18 protein-coding genes and 1 pseudogene are annotated in these 18,202 nt (G+C 44.9%); 13 read left to right on the plus strand and 6 right to left on the minus strand.

The genetic code is table 11. The annotated features are described in order from the left end of the window. Positions 1-592: pseudogene (locus B3N33_RS10785) on the minus strand (hypothetical protein); the annotation flags it as partial. A gap of 100 nt (positions 593-692) precedes the next feature. Further along, positions 693-1,136 carry a CGGC domain-containing protein gene (locus tag B3N33_RS10790; protein ID WP_214078542.1) on the minus strand — a complete coding sequence of 148 codons (444 nt, stop codon included), beginning with the start codon at positions 1,134-1,136 and terminating at the stop codon, positions 693-695. A gap of 138 nt (positions 1,137-1,274) precedes the next feature. Here B3N33_RS10790 and B3N33_RS10795 point away from each other — a divergent pair, with 138 nt between their 5' ends. Then, entirely contained in the window at positions 1,275-2,606 is a 1,332-nt protein-coding gene (locus B3N33_RS10795; RefSeq protein ID WP_292593337.1) for an MATE family efflux transporter, read from the plus strand. A 77-nt stretch (positions 2,607-2,683) separates the two neighbouring features. Here the strand turns inward: B3N33_RS10795 and pepV are convergent, their stop codons facing one another. Then, positions 2,684-4,069, minus strand: coding sequence for a dipeptidase PepV (gene pepV / locus B3N33_RS10800; RefSeq protein ID WP_214059735.1), 1,386 nt, complete (start codon positions 4,067-4,069; stop codon positions 2,684-2,686). A gap of 11 nt (positions 4,070-4,080) precedes the next feature. After that, positions 4,081-5,085, minus strand: coding sequence for a mannose-1-phosphate guanylyltransferase (locus B3N33_RS10805; protein WP_243392323.1), 1,005 nt, complete (start codon positions 5,083-5,085; stop codon positions 4,081-4,083). Between the two features lie 233 nt (positions 5,086-5,318). Here B3N33_RS10805 and B3N33_RS10810 point away from each other — a divergent pair, with 233 nt between their 5' ends. The 10 genes from B3N33_RS10810 to B3N33_RS10855 all read left to right on the plus strand — a co-directional run bounded on the left by B3N33_RS10810 (position 5,319) and on the right by B3N33_RS10855 (position 14,887). Next, positions 5,319-5,699: a hotdog domain-containing protein gene (locus B3N33_RS10810; RefSeq protein ID WP_214078570.1), complete on the plus strand. Its 381-nt coding sequence runs from the start codon at positions 5,319-5,321 to the stop codon at positions 5,697-5,699. Further along, positions 5,692-6,516, plus strand: a complete 825-nt coding sequence (locus tag B3N33_RS10815) for a 3-keto-5-aminohexanoate cleavage protein (protein ID WP_214078538.1) — start codon at positions 5,692-5,694, stop codon at positions 6,514-6,516. The genes B3N33_RS10810 and B3N33_RS10815 overlap by 8 nt, the downstream gene beginning before the upstream one ends. Then, the gene (locus B3N33_RS10820; RefSeq protein WP_099829932.1) at positions 6,513-7,544 is read left to right on the plus strand and encodes a zinc-binding dehydrogenase; all 1,032 of its coding nucleotides are present in this window, start codon (positions 6,513-6,515) and stop codon (positions 7,542-7,544) included. The genes B3N33_RS10815 and B3N33_RS10820 overlap by 4 nt, the downstream gene beginning before the upstream one ends. Before the next feature lie 9 nt (positions 7,545-7,553). Next, a complete protein-coding gene (gene ablA, locus B3N33_RS10825; RefSeq protein WP_214059739.1) occupies positions 7,554-8,822 on the plus strand; it encodes a lysine 2,3-aminomutase in 1,269 nt (422 codons plus the stop codon). Between the two features lie 59 nt (positions 8,823-8,881). Then, positions 8,882-9,202, plus strand: a complete 321-nt coding sequence (locus B3N33_RS10830) for a MaoC family dehydratase (protein ID WP_292593386.1) — start codon at positions 8,882-8,884, stop codon at positions 9,200-9,202. Between the two features lie 30 nt (positions 9,203-9,232). Further along, a complete protein-coding gene (locus B3N33_RS10835) occupies positions 9,233-10,237 on the plus strand; it encodes a hypothetical protein (protein WP_214059741.1) in 1,005 nt (334 codons plus the stop codon). Further along, on the plus strand, positions 10,234-11,607 hold the full coding sequence (locus B3N33_RS10840; protein WP_292593343.1) for a MutS-related protein: 1,374 nt from the start codon (positions 10,234-10,236) through the stop codon (positions 11,605-11,607). The genes B3N33_RS10835 and B3N33_RS10840 overlap by 4 nt, the downstream gene beginning before the upstream one ends. Then, positions 11,604-13,166, plus strand: a complete 1,563-nt coding sequence (locus B3N33_RS10845; protein WP_292593345.1) for a lysine 5,6-aminomutase subunit alpha — start codon at positions 11,604-11,606, stop codon at positions 13,164-13,166. Before B3N33_RS10840 ends, B3N33_RS10845 begins: the two co-directional genes overlap by 4 nt. Next, entirely contained in the window at positions 13,159-13,935 is a 777-nt protein-coding gene (locus tag B3N33_RS10850) for an OAM dimerization domain-containing protein (protein ID WP_214078532.1), read from the plus strand. The genes B3N33_RS10845 and B3N33_RS10850 overlap by 8 nt, the downstream gene beginning before the upstream one ends. 49 nt (positions 13,936-13,984) lie before the next feature. Next, entirely contained in the window at positions 13,985-14,887 is a 903-nt protein-coding gene (locus B3N33_RS10855; protein WP_214060353.1) for a diacylglycerol/lipid kinase family protein, read from the plus strand. Here B3N33_RS10855 and B3N33_RS10860 read toward each other — a convergent pair. Together B3N33_RS10860 and B3N33_RS10865 are read right to left on the minus strand one after the other, a co-directional pair. Next, positions 14,879-15,751 (minus strand): hypothetical protein, encoded by an 873-nt coding sequence (locus B3N33_RS10860; RefSeq protein ID WP_292593348.1) that lies wholly within the window; start codon positions 15,749-15,751, stop codon positions 14,879-14,881. The genes B3N33_RS10855 and B3N33_RS10860 overlap by 9 nt on opposite strands. A gap of 4 nt (positions 15,752-15,755) precedes the next feature. Further along, the gene (locus B3N33_RS10865; RefSeq protein WP_292593350.1) at positions 15,756-16,199 is read right to left on the minus strand and encodes a PspC domain-containing protein; all 444 of its coding nucleotides are present in this window, start codon (positions 16,197-16,199) and stop codon (positions 15,756-15,758) included. Positions 16,200-16,574: 375 nt separating this feature from the next. Here B3N33_RS10865 and B3N33_RS10870 point away from each other — a divergent pair, with 375 nt between their 5' ends. Together B3N33_RS10870 and rbsD are read left to right on the plus strand one after the other, a co-directional pair. After that, positions 16,575-17,588: a LacI family DNA-binding transcriptional regulator gene (locus B3N33_RS10870; RefSeq protein ID WP_214078529.1), complete on the plus strand. Its 1,014-nt coding sequence runs from the start codon at positions 16,575-16,577 to the stop codon at positions 17,586-17,588. A gap of 21 nt (positions 17,589-17,609) precedes the next feature. After that, complete coding sequence (gene rbsD / locus B3N33_RS10875) at positions 17,610-18,053, plus strand: D-ribose pyranase (RefSeq protein WP_099829912.1); 444 nt, start codon at positions 17,610-17,612, stop codon at positions 18,051-18,053. The last annotated feature ends 149 nt before the right edge of the window (positions 18,054-18,202 follow it).

Below are 18,202 nucleotides of genomic sequence, written 5' to 3' on the forward strand. Positions count from 1 at the left end.
TTGGCAATCTGAGAAGGTAATTCCCAACTCCATTCTGCTCGTATATTGCAACCACACCTCTTGCATCTCCTCCGATAGCCACTCTTGCAGATGAAAAGCCTCCTATCGCATAGTTTCTTGCAATAGCTGCTCCCCCCACTGCAAAATCAAAGGAAACCGCAAGGCCCCCGCCTGCCAGATACAGCGCAATTGCCAATCCGCCAAATGCAGAGAAAAGACTGGCAGATGCTCCACCCAGAGAAAGCAGAAGAGAAAGCGCTACCCCTCCCAAGCTGAAAAGTCCGATTGAAACTCCACCAATGGCCAACACTCCGATTGCCACATTCACGACTGCAATGATGCCTTTTGCAACTCCAAACGGACGCGTATTTATGTGGATGAAAGGCAGGCCTAAAACAGTTGACTTTGAAATGAACTCATAACCGGCGTGGCCTCCGATACCGTAAGTCCGAGATAGCCTCGTGTGAACCTGGGTGTAAGTCGATTTCCTCTCTTCTATGAATTCTCTGGCATACGAAGCGGGGTCTCCCAGCACTTCAAAAGGATCCCCTTTACCACTGTCGAAGACCTTGTTTTGGATATCGTAGTTCATTTCTCTTCTAATTTTCTCTTTCGATTCTCTGTCGNNATTCTTTTCTCACTGATCATCTCTTCCCCCGGTTTCAGGCCCGACAAGATCGGGAGATTCCGGATCAGTCATACGCCTTCATTATCTCCCTATCCTCTTTCATCAGGTGTTCCGCTTTTTCATACATGTCTGATTTCTCCCAGAATGAAAGCTTCTCGTGGGCAGTGAGATATTTCATTGGTATGGGATGAGTCCCGATCACGACTGGAATCTCATAGTAACTCTCAATGAACTCCTTGAAATGACTTAGTCGTGGACAAGGTGGATAACCCACCACCATTCCCGTTGCGAGATGAATTACTTCGGCTCCGTTCTTGATCATCTCTTGAGGCACGTATTCTACATTTCCTCCCGGACAGCCTCCGCAATAAGAATAACCGACAAGAACCAGTTCTTCTTCATCAGGATAAATGGAAAAACCACCCACATGTTCTCTCATTGCTCTGAGACATTTCCCTCCCCCACAACTCTGATAGCGACCACAAATGATTATTCCGATTTTCTTCACAGAGACACCCCTTTCTAATGTGAAATACTTATCATCATCATTATAGCAATTCATGATGCTTTAGCTTCTTCGGTCGTACTATTGCCTATCTCGAGAAATAGCTGTATAATTCAACGGTTCATTTTCTTGGAGGTCGATATGAAGGATTTCACTAGGCGAATGCTTTCCATTGCGATACCAATAACACTTCAAAACCTGATGTCTAGCGGCCTCAATCTCGTTGATAACCTCATGATTGGACAATTAGGCACAACCGCAATAGCTTCCGTGGGTCTGGTGAATCAGGTGGTCTTTATTCTCAATATTCTCACCTTCGGGGTGTCTAGCGGAGCCGGAATATTCGTTTCGCAGTACTGGGGAAAAAGAGACGAAAAGAACATCGAGAAGACGCTCGGGCACATTCTCTACATTACCATGGGAGCCGCCGTTGTATTCTTTGTGCTGTTGTTCTTTTTCCCCGAAAGAGTATTAATGATCTTCACTACCGATACTGAAGTAATAAGAACCGGCGCGACATATGCAAGGCCAGTAGCCTTTTCAACGTTCCTGACATCATTTTCTTTTATTATCGCGATGGCTTTGAGAACAGTGGAAAAAGCCAGAATCCCTATGTATGTAAGTCTTGTCGCTCTGTCGATCAATACAGTGGTGAACTACGTGCTGATTTTTGGTTTTGGGCCAATCCAACCTCTAGGTGTTTATGGAGCATCACTCGCAACTCTCCTGTCAAGATTTGTGGAGTTCGTGATTTTTGTCAATATTGTCTTGCGAAGGAAAACCCCTGTAAGGCTTTCAAAATTCGCCTTCAAGTTCGAAGCACCGTTTTTCAAAAGGCTTATGAAATATGCTACTCCGGTGATAGTAAATGAGTTTCTGTGGAGCCTGGGTATTACAATGTACTCGCTTGTCATGGCAAGAATGGGTACTGAGTTTATAGCTGCCAGGAATATCTCTAGCACCATCGAAAACTTCGGGTTCGTCATTTTTGGTGGATTAGCTTCAGCGACAGTTGTCATGGTTGGAGCAGAACTGGGAAGGAATAACTTCACTCAGGCAAAGTATAACGCAAAGAAGTTGCTTCAGCTTACTGTGATGACCGCAGTGGCAACCGGCCTTATCATCATTCTGCTTTCGAGGATCATCGTGAATTTCTACAATATTGATCAGGGACTTAAGAATATTGTCCTAACCATAATTATCATTGTGGGCATCTCCCAGCCAATCAAAATGTTTAATGCAGTGAACATCGTCGGGGTTCTCCGAAGCGGAGGAGACACCAGAGCAGCTATGATCATCGAGATTGCATCGCTTTGGGGAGTGGGAATTCCTCTTGTGGCCGTCACCGGACTGGTACTGAAATGGCCGCTCACTCTCGTCTACGTCGCGATGATGATTGAAGAGCTCTTCAAGGCAATTCTGGGAGTCAGAAGGACCTTGACCTGGAAGTGGCTGAAAAACGTTGTTGATTAGGAGCAACCCGGATCAAAAAAGGCCGAGTAACAGTCTCTTCGGCCCTAGATAAACTTGTCATGCAAGCTGCTTCTTACTCAGGTCTGCAGAAACCTAAGGAAGAGCTGAGCGTAAATTCTTGCCACGAGAAGAACATCTTCAATCGATATCCTTTCATTTGGCTGATGGGCCAGTTCAACGTTTCCGGGCAACAAAGCTCCGAAAGCCACGGCATTTGGTACTGCCCGGGCGTACGTTCCTCCACCAATAGCTATCGGTTCTTCATCGTGTCCCGTCACTTCCTTATATACTTCCCTGCACATCTTTACCAATTCCGAATCGGGAGATACATAAAGCGGCTTCTGGTGATGGTAGGTTTCGACCCGGAATCCATTGAAAGCCTCTTCAATCTGCGATCTTATCATTGCTTCATTGAAGAAAACGGGGTATCTGATGTTAATTACCAGCTTCAGGACTCCGGCTTGAAGCCTGAGAGTTCCCATATTGAGAGTCAATTCTCCAGACATCGAATCCCTTCCGGAAATTCCTAACGATTCGCCACAGAATTCGTAACCAATCTTGTTTCTTATTGTACTCAAGAGCCTCTTCATCTCGGAATCCTCCAGGGGAAGCTCCGCGAGAAGGTCTACCAGAGCTGCCAATGCGCTCTGCCCTTTATTTGGGGTTGATCCGTGAGCGGAGATTCCCGTTATCGAAATCTCAACTCTTCTATCCGACTTATTTATCTCTAGTTTAGTATTATTCTTCGGTGAGAAGGAGCGAATTTTCTCTAGAATCTCGTCGTCTGCACCCCTGAGAACGACCTTTGCTGACGAAGCAACCATGTTTGGTGCTTCTCCGGCAGTCAAGTTCTCGATTACCAGCCCTTTCTCTCTACTGATGGCAGGTGCTGAAATCCCGTAATTCACTATTCCTTTCTCCGCAAAAATCACAGGAAAATCGGCATCGGGTGTCACAGAAAAATCCGGGATCTCTTCGTGCTTGACATAGTACTTCATACACTCCCAGCCAGTTTCTTCGTTTGTTCCGAAAATCAGCCTAATTCTCTTGGAGGGCTTCTTAACATAGTTCTTTATTGCCTTGAGAGCATAAAGTGCTGCAATCATAGGGCCTTTGTCATCCTGAGTTCCTCTTCCCCAGATCTCTCCGTCCTTCACCAGGCCGCTGTAAGGTGGAACTTCCCAACCTTCTCCTTCTGGAACTACATCAAGGTGACCAAGAACACCGAAAGTCTCGCCCAATCCATAATCTACTATGCCCACATACCCATCGGCGTTCCTTGCCTCAAAGCCTAGCTTCTGCGCCAACTTGATAGTTTGATCAAGCGAATCCCTTACCCCTTTTCCAAAGGGACCGCCATCCACCGGAGTATCCTGAACCGACTTGATTTTAATTGAATCGGATATTGATCTTACCAGTTCCTCCTTCAGGGAAATCACAATTTCGTCAAGTTTTCTATCCACTTTTCTCCTCCTTACACTATTATCTCTTTTATTTCCTGTGACTCTCCTCTTTTGCATAATAGAGTTCCCTCACTACTTGCCACCAAAATATAGCCATCAATACCGGATATTGCCAGCTTCTTCTGTGTGTGATTGATCAGCAAACAGTTTTTCACCTCTCTTGTTGAGAATTCTCCTTCAATTGCGTTCCCGTTCTTGTCTTTAATTAGCAAATCATAAACCGCATCCCAGGACCCTATGTCATTCCAGTAGAAATTCCCCTGCACAGTAACAACTCTAGAAGACCTTTCCATTAGACCGTAGTCAATCGAAATCTTCGGAAGTCTCTCATAGATCTCTTCGATTTCTTCGGGCCTGTCTTTGATCTCGCAGATTACAGAAAATAGATCGGGGAAGTTCTCTGAAAGCTCTGAATCAAAAACGCTCTTCCTCCAAACAAACATCCCCGAATTCCAAAGAAACCTGCCTGACCGAAAATACTGCTGAGCAGTCTCGTAGTCAGGCTTTTCGTGGAACTTCTTCACCGCATAGACCTCATCGTTTTCATCAACCACATTTCCCCTCTCTATGTATCCATAGCCTGTGTAGGGATGTGTGGGAGTTATTCCTATAGTAACAAGCGATTCGTGAGACTCAGCAAATCTGATCGCCGTCCTTAACGTCTTCAGAAAATTCTCTTTATCTCTTATTACGTGATCTGCGGGAACAATAACCATAGTGTCTTCGGGAGAAAACCTACTGCTCCCGAGAGCGATGGCGGGAGCAGTGTTTCTTCTCATCGGCTCGAAAATCACATTTTCACTCGGGAAGAGAGGCAGATAGTACTGCATAAGAGGATATTGCTCTCTTGTAGTAATTATGATTGTCTCGTCGGTAAGCTCTTCCATTCTTTCGATAGTCTCTTCAATCATCGTTTTGTTTGACCCAAACTTGTGAAATTGCTTGGGTCTTTTTTTTACGCTAACAGGCCAAAGCCTTTCCCCTATTCCCCCAGCCATTATTAGAGTCTTGACCATGCACATCTCTCCTTCCCGATAGATCCGATATCTATAGCATACCAGAAAGGTAGAGCTTTACCCGGCAAAGGCGGAGAGGTAATTTTTCGGAAAAATCGTGTATAACAGAATAGAAAGAGAGACATAGAAACTATTGTTCGACCCTGTACGCTTCTAATTAGCGCCGGCGAGCTTTGATAAAGTTACAGTTTGAAGGCAAAATAAATGAAGGGGGTGCTGTTTTGGAAAAGACGATGGTTAGAGTGAGAATGAGTCTTCATGATGCTCATTACGGGGGAAACCTTGTTGATGGAGCAAGAATCCTTCAGATGTTCGGAGACGTGGCTACTGAGCTCTTGATTACAAGCGATGGCGATGAAGGGCTTTTCAAAGCCTATGATAACGTTGAGTTTCTCGCTCCCGTCTACGCAGGGGATTACATTGAAGCAACAGGGGAAATTGTCTCTAGAGGCAACACATCTAGAAAGATGACATTTCAAGCCTTCAAAGTTGCTCAGGCAAGACCTGATATCAATGATTCCGCGGCTGAGAGCCTTTCTGAACCTGTCCTAGTATGCAGAGCTAGTGGTACATGCGTAGTACCCAAGAACAAGCAGAGGAAAAACGATGGATAAGTTGATAATCACTGCAGCTCTTACCGGTGCAGAAGTCACGAAAAAACAACAACCGGCGCTACCGGTTTCTCCTGAAGAAATCTCGGAGGCAGCATACGAGTGTTTTCTCTCAGGAGCGAGCATTGTCCACGTTCATGCAAGAGACTCGTCGGGAAAGCCCACACAGGATCGTGAAATCTATAGAGAAATTATGGAAAGAATCAGAAGCAAGTGCGATCTGATATTCCAGCCATCCACCGGTGGAGCAGTATGGCATAAAGTGGAAGAGAGATCTCAACCTCTTGAGATCAATCCGGAGATGGCGACCCTCTCTGCCGGAACGTGCAACTTTGGAGATGATGTCTTCTTCAATTCAGAGAAAACAATGGAGTATTTCGCTCTGGAGATGAAAGAGAAAGGAATAAAGCCTGAGATAGAGGTATTTGAAAGAGGCATGATAGAAAATGCTCTACGTTTGCAAAAAAAAGGACTGTTAGGAAGCCCAATACACTTTGACTTTGTTCTTGGTGTTCCGGGTGCCTGCCCAGGGAATATCGAAGACCTGATTCACATGGTTAACAATATACCGACTGACAGTACCTGGACCGCAGCAGGAATTGGTAGGTATGAGCTCCCTTTGGCAACAGTTGCTATCCTGATGGGAGGACATGTTAGAGTGGGATTTGAAGACAATATCTACTATAGAAGGGGAGAGCTTGCGGTTTCTAACGCTCAGCTGGTGGAGAGAGTAGTGAGAATCGCAAAAGAGTTGGGCAGAGACATAGCAGCTCCTAACGAAGCAAGAGAAATACTTGGAATTAGGAGGAAAGATAAATGAAGGGATGTCCATTTGGGAGCCATAGAGTTATTGAGCCGCTCGGATTCCTCCCTCAAGCAGCGAGAAAAATTGACAACTCAGAGGATCTTTATGACAACGAAATCTCCGTTGATGTGGAAACCCTTAACGTTGACTCCGCTAGTTTCACACAGATGAGAGAAGCTTGCAAAGACGATGAATTGGGAATCGCTGCCATGATAATCGATATAGTCAACAATAGGGGGAAGCTTCAGAATCCAGTTACAGGCTCAGGAGGAATGCTAATTGGTCGAGTCTCGCGGATAGGAGAAGCCCTTAAAGACCGTAAATTAGAAGTTGGCGACAGAATTGCCTCACTTGTTTCGCTATCCTTGACGCCGCTGAAAATCGAGAGGATTCTGAAGGTGCATCTCGAAAAAGATCAGGTGGATGTCGAAGGGAAGGCTATACTGTTTGAGAGTGGGATATACGCAAAACTGCCATCAGATATTCCCGCTAAGATGGCCCTTGCAGTTCTGGACGTTGCGGGAGCTCCGGCGCAAGTCGACAAGCTTGTGCAGCGTGGTATGAGTGTAGCAATACTTGGGGGTGGCGGAAAATCCGGAGTGTTATGTTGCTACCAAGCGATGAAGAAATGCGGTGACTCAGGAAAAGTGATTGTAGTAGAATATTCTGAAGAAAATGCGAAGAGGATCCGAGAGCTTAACCTTGCCCATGAGGTAGTTATTGCAGATGCAACAAAGCCTCTTGAAGTCTACAATAAGATTCACGAACTGACAGCAGGTAAGCTCTGTGATGTGGTAGTAAACAATGTGAATGTTCCCAACACTGAGATGAGCTCGATACTCGTTACCAAAAACGAAGGCATAGTTTATTTCTTCAGCATGGCCACCTCCTTTACCAGAGCAGCCCTAGGAGCAGAAGGTGTCGGGAAGGATATTACCATGATCATCGGGAACGGGTATACCAAAGGCCACGATGAGCTTGCGTTGGACATTTTGAGAGAATCAGACAGTATTAGAAGGCTTTTTCAGAAGCTATACATTTGAGGTGGAGCAATGCGAGATTACAGGGAAATTCCAATGTGGAAAGAGGTTACTACTGCTCAATGGAGTGACTGGCGCTGGCAGGTAGCCAACAGAATCAAGACTGTTGAAGCTCTCAGGCAGATAATCGAAATCACCGAAGAAGAAGCCCTCGGAATTGCCGAGTGCCTTAGAACGCTTCGAATGTCAATTACACCGTACTATGCAACTCTCATGGACCCAATCAATCAAAGATGCCCGATAAGAAGGCAGGCAGTTCCCACGGACAAGGAACTAAGAATCGACAGATGGGATATGATTGACCCACTTCATGAAGATGAAGACTCTCCGGTTTCGGGACTCACTCACAGATACCCCGACAGGGTCCTCTTTCTAATTACAGACCAGTGCTCGATGTACTGTAGGCATTGTACACGACGAAGATTTGCCGGTCAACTCGATAAGCCAAGAACGAGAAAGGAAATTGACGATGCACTTGAATACATTAGGCAAACCCCAGAGGTAAGAGATGTGCTGCTCTCCGGAGGAGATGCATTGCTTGTAGGAGACGAATATCTCGAGTACATTCTTAGCGAGCTGAGAAAGATCCGCCACGTGGAGATAATCAGAATTGGCACCAGGACACCTGTCGTTCTTCCCCAACGAGTGACTCCCGAACTTGTAGAAATGCTGAGAAAATACCACCCGATTTGGATTAACACTCATTTCAACCATCCACTGGAGATCACTCCCGATTCTACGAGAGCATGCGAAATGCTCGCTGATGCAGGAATACCGTTGGGAAATCAATCCGTTCTCCTTCGAGGAGTGAATGATTCCCCCTACATAATGATGGAGCTCGTACACCAGCTTGTCAAAATACGAGTTAGACCCTATTACATATATCAATGCGATCTCTCTCAAGGAATTGGCCATTTCAGAACTTCCATAAGGAAAGGAATAGGAATCATGGAGTCTTTGATTGGAAATACTTCGGGACTATGCGTTCCAACGTTCGTGGTCGATGCCCCCGGCGGAGGCGGTAAGATTAGAGTGATGCCCCAGTACAACATCTCCGAGTCAGATAGAGTAGTCGTTCTAAGAAATTATGAAGGGGTAATAACCACGTATCATGAGCCGGAGGATACTTCCAGCGACGTTGATGACAGTCTCTATAAAGAGAAATACGAGTTTACGGGTGTCTCCGACCTTCTTTATGGAAATTCCATGAGTTTCGAACCCACGACCCTTCAGAGAAGAGAAAGAATTAAGAAGTGGAAAGAAAAGAAGGTGAAGAAATGAGATTTCGAGATTTCTATGAAGGCAAAAGTTTCTCTACAAAGAGAGTGATCACAACAGCTATGGTAGATTCATTTGCCGAGTTGACTGGCGACAAGAATCCTGTTCATACTGACGAAGAATTCGCGAAAAACACACGTTTTGGAAGGAGGATAGCTCACGGGATGCTTTCTGTAGGAATCATCTCGGCCATCCTTGGAAATGACTTTCCTGGACCGGGTTCTATCTATATGAGACAAGAAGTCAAGTTCTTGAAGCCAATCTTTTTGGAAGAGGAAGTGAAGATCACTATCGAAATCCTCGAAAAAAACGAAGAGAAAAAGAGACTACTGGTTCGTACAACTGTCGAGAAGAGCAATGGAGAGAAGGCAGTTGACNNTTGACGGCGAAGCATTGCTGCTCTTCACTGGAGAATGAGACCTCCCATCAGCGTCATTGAATTAACCGATGGAATTGAAACAGTATCCGTGATCGGCCTGGAAAAGAACACCGGTAAGACGGTCGTACTTAATCGGCTGTTGAGAGAGTTTAGAAAAGAGGGAGTCTCTGTTGGACTGACATCAACGGGACTTGAAGGTGAGAAGATAGACCAGATTTACCTGAATAAAAAGCCCGAGATCAATGTCAGTAAAGGCACTTATTTCGCAACATCCGAGAAGGACTTCCACAACCGACGGTTTTCCGCCACTGTGTTAGACCTGAGGGATTACAGATCCCCTCTCGGCAGAACGGTCTTCGCAAGAGCAGAGACTGCTGGGAAAGTAATAATTTCGGGGCCATCTATTTTGGACTATCTGTGCGAAACTGTAAAGACGTTGAAATCCTATGGCTGTGATAAGGTTCTTATAGATGGTTCTACATCGAGACTTAGCCCCGGAGCTCCACGAATATCGGACGGAATAATCCTTGCAACCGGTGCCGCTCTGTCGATGAACTTAGAAGAATTAGTAAGAAAGACACGTTTTGCGGTGAAGCTGATCTCTCTTCCCGGTGCAGAAAGAGAGCTCCGAAATCGCCTACTCCCCCTCGAGATCGGTGTATGGATAGATGATAATGGGGTCTTTGAAAGACTATCCTCCTCATCCTTGACAGCATCGTACTCAAGCACAGATACTGTGGGGAAAACAATCTACATAAACGGATCACTGACATCTTCCGTTTTGCTTCGTCTTGCAGAACCCGGAACGAGAGTAGTAATTAGAGATTTTTCATGTATTTTCGTTGACGAACAGACTCTCGTGAAGTACGAAAGATCTGGAGGAAGACTTGAAGTTGTTTATCCAGCCAATCTCATCGCGGTAACGGTGAACCCTTATTCGCCAACAGGTTTCAGTGTCAAGTCAAGAGAGCTTGTAGAAGCCCTGGAGAAGTTTATCAGTGTTCCCGTAATCGATGTTCTGGAGGAGACGGCAAATTGAAATACCTTGACTGCGGATTTGAATACATAATCTCTCTCATTGAGCCAATAACACCTATTGGAAGAGAGGCGCTGCGTAACCTCACCTTTCTTACCAACAGAAAGTCAATAGAAGAAATTCACAGAAGGCAAGAGGAGATTCTCAAGAAGGAAGAGATCGTACCTTCACTTAAGCGAATTTTATCAAGGATCCGGGATGTTAGGGGGACAATCTCAAACCTCTCCGGTGGAAATTTGCTTGAGGATATAGAGCTCTTTGAAATCAAGAGCTTCACTTACTGGTGCGAAAAGCTAAGGGAAGAACTAGGAACTTGCGGCTCATGGATGCAACTTCCATGCCTTTCGCCCGTATTTTCAATTCTAGACCCTGATAATTCCCAAACAGAGAGCTTCTATATCTCCAATAACTTCGACGATGCACTCGGTGAGGTTAGGAAGGAGCTTCACAGGTTACAGCGTATAGGTGGAGAACATACCAAGAGTCTTGATGAACTTGTTCAGAAGAACTTCGAGATTGAGAGGAGGGTGAGAGCCGATCTTTCGGATAGACTAAGAGAGTATCGTGACGTCCTCGAGGAAGCGATTAACAAGACCGGAAACATAGACCTAGTAATCGCTCTCACCGATCTGAATAAGAAGCTAGGCTTGAGGAAACCAGAAATCTCTTCTGGAGAGTATGAGTTCGAAGATCTCTTCAATCCAGAGATATCCGAGAGCCTCAGAAAAAAGGGGAAGGAGTTCCAGCCATTTTCAGCAAACTTTGGACGAAAGGTTGTCATCGTTGGCGGTAACATGACCGGGAAATCCGTTCTTCTCAGGAGTGTCGCTCTTCTTCAAACAATGTTTCAGTACGGTCTCTTTGTTCCTGCAAATAAAGCTTTTATTCCCGTGTACGAGTCGGTGGTTTATTTCAGCGGGGACAAACAGTCTTTCACCGATGGGCTGTCGTCGTTTGCGGGAGAAATTCAACACCTGAAAGAAGCAATAGAGATAGTTCAAGCGGAAATCGCGGGCCTGTTCCTGTTCGACGAGATCGGTCGGAGCACTAATCCTGTTGAAGGTCCCGCTTTCTTGATAGCCTCTGCCGATTATCTCGGTCGCAACCCCAAGTGCCGCTCCATTTTCACATCTCATTACGAGGAGGCACTCCAAATCAACTCCGCCCAGTTATTTATGATTAAAGGTGTTGATCACCACAGAATTGAAACCGAAAGAGACAGGGAGATTTCTTACTACGTTGACCACTCACTTATAGAAATGAGGGACAAAGTAATCTTTCCGAAGGAGGCTATTGCAATCGCCCGTATTATGGGACTTGACAAGGAATTCATAGAGCTGATAAAAGGCAATATTGTGGGAGGCTGTGAATGAAAGGAAAACTGAACTTAGACTGGAATAAAGTAGAAGAAGCGCGGAATTACTCTCGAAAGATAGCTGACGCAGTGCACAATTTCGTCAACGAACATACTACAGTAAGTGTAGAGAGAGCAATATGTAGGCTTCTCGGGATAGATGGAGTCGATGAGTACGATGTTCCAATGTCAAACGTAGTTGTCGATCACCTCAAATCCGCGAACCTATTAAGCGAAGGCGCAGCATACGCAATAGGCAATGCCATACTCGTAACCGGTCTCTCTCCACAGAGAATTGCCGAGGAGATCTCACATGGCAGACTTGACCTAAAAAGTCTCGGTTACGGACCTGAAGTCGAAGTCTTTGGAGCTATCGACGGTTTAGTGGAAGAGACAGTTGAGAAGATTCGCTTGAATCGAGTTAAGCGCGACTCTCTTATACAGGAGCTGGGCGAAGGCAAGAAACCTTATCTCTATGTGATAGTAGCAACTGGAAACATTTATGAGGATGTGGTTCAAGCAAGGGCGGCAGCAAGGCAAGGCGCCGACATAGTAGCAGTAATCAGATCGACGGGGCAGAGCCTTCTGGATTATGTCCCCTTTGGACCGACAACGGAAGGCTTCGGTGGAACATACGCCACTCAAGAGAATTTCAGAATAATGCGGTCTGCGCTTGATGAAGTTGGAGAAGAAGTAGGAAGATATATCAGGCTCTGTAATTATTGCTCCGGACTTTGCATGCCGGAAATTGCGGCAATGGGAGCTATTGAAAGACTTGATGTAATGCTAAACGATGCACTCTATGGGATCCTCTTCAGAGATATAAACATGAAGAGAACAATAATAGATCAGTATTTCTCAAGAGTAATCAATGGTTTTGCAGGCGTAATAATAAACACCGGTGAAGATAACTACCTCACTACGGCCGATGCTTATGAAGAAGCACACACGGTACTGGCTTCCCAGTTCATAAACGAAAGGCTGGCATTAATGGCAGGTATTCCCGAGGAACAGATGGGTCTTGGGCACGCTTTTGAAATGGATCCCTCAATAGAAAACGGCTTCCTGTACGAACTTGCTCAAGCGCAGATGAGCCGGGAGATATTTCCGAAGGCGCCACTGAAATACATGCCTCCTACAAAGTTCATGACAGGAAACATCTTCATGGGTTACGCTCAGGATACTCTTTTCAATGTGATTTCCATCATGACTAATCAGGGTATTCAACTTTTAGGAATGCTTACTGAAGCGATTCACACTCCCTTCATGAGCGATAGGTACCTTGCAATTGAAAACGCACGGTACATATTCAATAACCTGCGAAATCTCAGTGATGAGATAGTATTCAAAGAAGACGGCATAATCCAGGAAAGAGCTTCCAGAGTGTTAGATGAAGCCGTGGATCTACTGAAGGAAATTCAGTCAGTAGGTTTGTTTGAGACACTAGAGAAGGGGACTTTTGCAAACATAAGGCGATCACTCCACGGCGGGAAGGGACTGGAGGGAGTCGAAAAAAAGGGAAACAGCTACAGGAATCCATTTATCGAGAAGATGCTTGGAGGGAGTTGTGATGGATAAAAACTCATACAAAAAGAATGATCTTCCGGCTGCAGTAGATCTCACCAGGATCACTCCCTACGGAGACACGATGAACGACGGCAAAGTTCAGCTGAGTTTCACCCTTCCTGTCCCATTTGGTCCCGAGGCCGATGAGGCTGCTAGATTATTGATGCGAAAGATGGGTCTAAAGAATCCTCAGATCTCGTTTTCAAGAGAGATGACGACCGGATTCACTTTTTTTGTAGCATACGGAGAATCCTCCCATTCAGTTGACTACACTTCTATTAGAGTTCCCAAGATAGCAATGGAGAAACTGTCTATGGAGGAGATCGACAGGTTCATTGAAGAGCGGATAGGGAGAAAGGTAGTTGTGGTTGGAGCTAGCACGGGATCGGACGCTCACACTGTTGGCATTGACGCAATAATGAATATGAAAGGCTTTGCAGGTCACTATGGGTTGGAACGATACAGGAACATAGATGCTCACAATCTAGGTAGCCAGGTCCAAAACGAGGAGTTGGTAGCAAGGGCAATTGAACTAAAAGCCGATGCTATTCTGGTATCTCAAACTGTAACTGCCAAGAACGTTCATCTGAAGAATATGACTGCCCTTGTGGAGCTTCTTGAAGCGGAAAACATTAGAAAGAAGATCGTTTTGGTGGCAGGTGGAGCAAGAATAACTCATGAACTGGCAAAGGAATTGGGATACGATGCGGGATTCGGGCCAGGCACTTTTGCTGAAGATGTAGCAAGTTTCATTGTCCACAAACTCGAGTCTATGGTCTGATAACTTGTGATAGAATCTACCATCGTAGCTTAAGCGGAGGTAAAGTGTTTTGAATACGCTCGTAGTAGTTAATCCAAATGCCAGTCATGGTCAAGCAGGCCGTGAGTTTGAAAGCTACATCTCCGAACTGATTCGCGAAAAACTTGGTGATTATGACCTACACATAACGACGGGTATAGGCGATGCTCTGCAGTTTGTGGCTCTTAACAGCGGCTACGAGAGAATAATAAGTGTTGGCGGAGACGGGACTCTGAATGAGGTCATAAACGGAATGAAAGCTGGCAATTCGGGAGCTTCTATCGGCATAGTCGCCGTTGGCTCAGGAAATGATCTCGCGAGAGCCATAAACCTTAAACAAGACTACAGAGAAATGGTGAAAATAGCATCTGGAAAGAGAATTCGCGAGATCGACCTGCTAAGGGTAAACTTCAAAGATTTCAACGGCACTAATTCAACTAGATATGCCGTAAACGTTGTTGGAGCAGGTTTCGATGCGGCAATCACTAACAGAATGAACAAATCGAGATTCAAGACCAGTGGAAAGATGGCATACTTGCTTTCCTTTCTGATCGAATTCATCACTTCGAGAACTTATCCGCTAAGTTTCACCATTGACGGAGAAAAGTTCTCGGACAGATTCTTTTTTCTTACTATGGCAAACGGAAACTACTTTGGAGGAGGAATGAGAATCGCCCCCAAAGCACTTGTGGATGATGGGCTCATGGACATAGTTGGTGTCTCAAAGATGTCAAAGCTCCGTCTTCTTTACCACTTTCCGAAGATCTATCGCGGTGAACATCTAGTCGTAGATACAGTAAGCTACAGAAACGCCAGATCTATTTCTGTCATAAGCGACAGAGATGTAATTATTCAGATGGATGGGGAGGTTGTCGGAACCCTGCCCATGGAAATCTCCATTTGCGACAAAGCTCTAAAACTGGCTTCAGCGTAGGACTCTCAGATTCATTATTGCACTGTCAAAAGTAAGATATGAGCTGAAGTCAAATGTTGAACCCTCAAACACATACTCTTTGTCTCCGGTATATGACAGATCTGTTCTAATATTCCGTATGGCAGCATTAGCTTTCAGAATAGACCTAATACCGTCTGGGATAAAAACCTCTGAGTTGATAATGGCAGCATTGACTTTAGTATTTGAGGGGCCCACTTCAGGTATAATCAATTTTGTCTTAATAACAGCCCCGTTCAACTTCAGTTCGTCAACTTTCAGCTCAGCCAGATTGAACCTGCCATTCATTACCGCGCTGTCAAACTTGAGCACATAGTTATAATCTGGGTTCAGCTTAATCACTACGGTACTTGTTCCAAGCCAAGAGACGTTTGAATCAGGTCTTATCACAAACCTTTGAGACAGCTGCGTACTATCCTCTTCAATCCTGAGATCGGTGCCTCTAACTGAATATTCGACTACCGCAAACGTTGAAGACGCTACATCTTCCATCAATGATTCAACAGTAATGTTAGCCATCGCAAGGTTGAGTAGAATCTCAATGCTTCTGGAAGACTCAGAAGCTTCAAGTGTCACAGAATTCCTAACGGCTTTCTCGCCCGAGAGAAATGGCGAGGGCCAAAAGAATATGAACAGCACAAAAGCGACAATAAGCAGGACATTAACGTATCTGATCCAGCGAAGGGCCTTTACGCTCGAAAGAATGCTTAACCCGACCAGGACAAGAATTATCGGCCAGTAATTTGCGAGATTGACCAGGGCATTGAGAAGTGTGTCTCCAGTGAACAATCCAAAGATCAGCAAGACACCAACCAAGACGAAAATCAATCCCATCGCAATTCTCATATAATCAGCTCCTGCTTACGGACTTATAGATTACGAACCCTCCACCTGCTATCAATACTATTCCAATAACAAACTTCCAGAATATCCCGCTGAAAATGTTCCAGGGAGTGAATGACCCCAACAAGAGTGCTATGCCAAAAACAATGAGAAGCCCAGCAATAATCAGCTTGCTTTTGTCATCCGAAAGCACCTCTTTCTCTTCCTCTTCTATCGGCTTACCCTCCTCATCCATTATCACAACATTGTTCTCTTTGTTGATTGGAGCCCTCGGCACTATGAACATGCCGATGATATAAATCAACAAACCGGCTCCGCCTGCAAAAACAAGTGCAACAAAGACCAATCTTACAATCACCGGATCGATTCCCAAATACTCCCCTATTCCTGCAGCCAGACCGTCTATCACTTTGTCCTTTCTAGACTTGTAAAGCCTCTTCTCTAAGCTCACATAACCACCTCCCACGATGACTTCTGTGCAATAATACTACAAAAAACTCATACATCATAATATAATCTGATCAATTTCCACAAACACTAAGCCGAATGCGATTTCGAACAGTTTTCGTGTGAATAGTTTTTCGCTTCTGCAAAGCCAAACATTCAGATTATCCAATCATGGCACCAGCTCCCACTGGTCAGAAATAAGCAGGCTCCACTTTGAATACTTGCGATTTTCTTAGCAAAACTATTTTAATCACCCTCCTTCAAAGATAACTGCTTTCATTCAAACATAACTGGGTTTTGAATACAAGTTCATGGATGATACACTGTAGTTAAACGATTAACTAAACGTTTAACTAGAAATCGAGTGAGGGTCGATGAAATGGCTAATATGAAAGATGTTGCCAAACATGCTGGAGTATCGGTCGCCACAGTATCAAACGTAATATCTGGGAAGAAGTTCGTGAGTCCTGAACTAAAAAGCACTGTTCTTGAATCCATAAACGCCCTTCAGTACAGACCAAGTAAAATTGCAAGAAGTCTGAAAATCCGAAAGTCATTCCTGGTTGGACTTCTGGTTCCAGATATAACTAATCCGTACTTCGCAGAAATTGCAAGAGGCGTGGAAAGCATTGCCCTCGATCACGATTATCAGATGTTTCTTTGCAACAGCGACGGAAAGAGTTACAGAGAAGAAGAGACGTTGATTTCCTTCCTTGGCCACGGAGTTGATGGTGTGATCAATGTTGCACCCCGAATGGAAGAAGGGCTTCTAGCAGATCTCTCAGATGGAATGCCCATGGTGATTCTTGACAGGCATCTCACAATCGAGAATCCACTAATTGACGTAATCTACACGAATAATTTCAAAGGTTCTGCTCAATTAGCCAGACACTTACTAAACAAAGGTCACAAAAGATTCGCCTGCATAGCAGGGCCAAGAGATGTGCCCAGCGCAGTAAGAAGGCTTCAGGGATTCTGCAGCGAGCTCGAGAGAGATGGAATACGCAAAGGCGATATAAGAATCTATTACGGTAGCTTCAAATATGAAGACGGATTCAAGATAATGAAGCAGAAAATATTGAAACTTAAGAACAGACCTACTGCTATTTTTGCCGGGAATGACATGATGGCGTGGGGGGCAATCGAGGCAGCAAAACAACATGGTTTAAAGATTCCGATAGATATCTCCATCGCGGGGTTTGACAATGTTCTTTACTCGTCACTAGTAATCCCGGCGATGACGACTGTGAATCAGCCGAAGTATGAAGCCGGAAGGGCAGCAATGAAGTTGCTTCTTGAGAAGATAATGAAGAAGCAGAGTGGTGAAGATGTCCACACGAGAAAGATAGAGCTGGATTCACAGCTTATAGTGAGGGAATCAACTGAAATATGACAAATCAATGGAGGTGAAAGAATGAAGACAAAGGGTATTCTTCACAACGATCTTGCAAGAGAAGTGGCAAGACTTGGCCACGGCGACATGTTAGTTATTACAGACAGAGGGTTTCCATTTCCAAGGCACGAAAACACAATTTGCATCGATGTATCGGTAGGAAGGGATCTCCCCAGGTTCGTAGATGTCGTTAAGGTCGTACTCGAGGAACTTGAAATCGAGAAGGTAATTATTGCTGACGAAACCAAATCGGTAAGCCCCGAAATCTATTCACAACTGAAGGAAATTGTTTCGCAAATCAAGAACAAGGGGAACGACATAGTAGAGGAGAATATCCCTCATCCAGAATTCAAGGATCTAGTTCTAAATGGCAGTCTCCAAGGCAAAGAAGTCAAAGTATTCGTGAAGACAGGAGAGTTCACTCCCTACGCAAACATCATACTCGTTTCCGGAGTAGATTTCTAGATATTTTCTCTATTCATCGATCAAGGATACTGTTTTGCTGCTGCGCCGAAAGACAGAGAGGTGGTAATCGTGAAAAGAAACAAGGAAGTTCTTGAAGAAATATTCGAAATCGATAAACCCATTATTGGAATGATACACCTGCGTCCCCT

The organism is Mesotoga sp. UBA5825, from assembly GCF_002432955.1.
In the GTDB taxonomy this organism is placed as follows: domain Bacteria; phylum Thermotogota; class Thermotogae; order Petrotogales; family Kosmotogaceae; genus Mesotoga.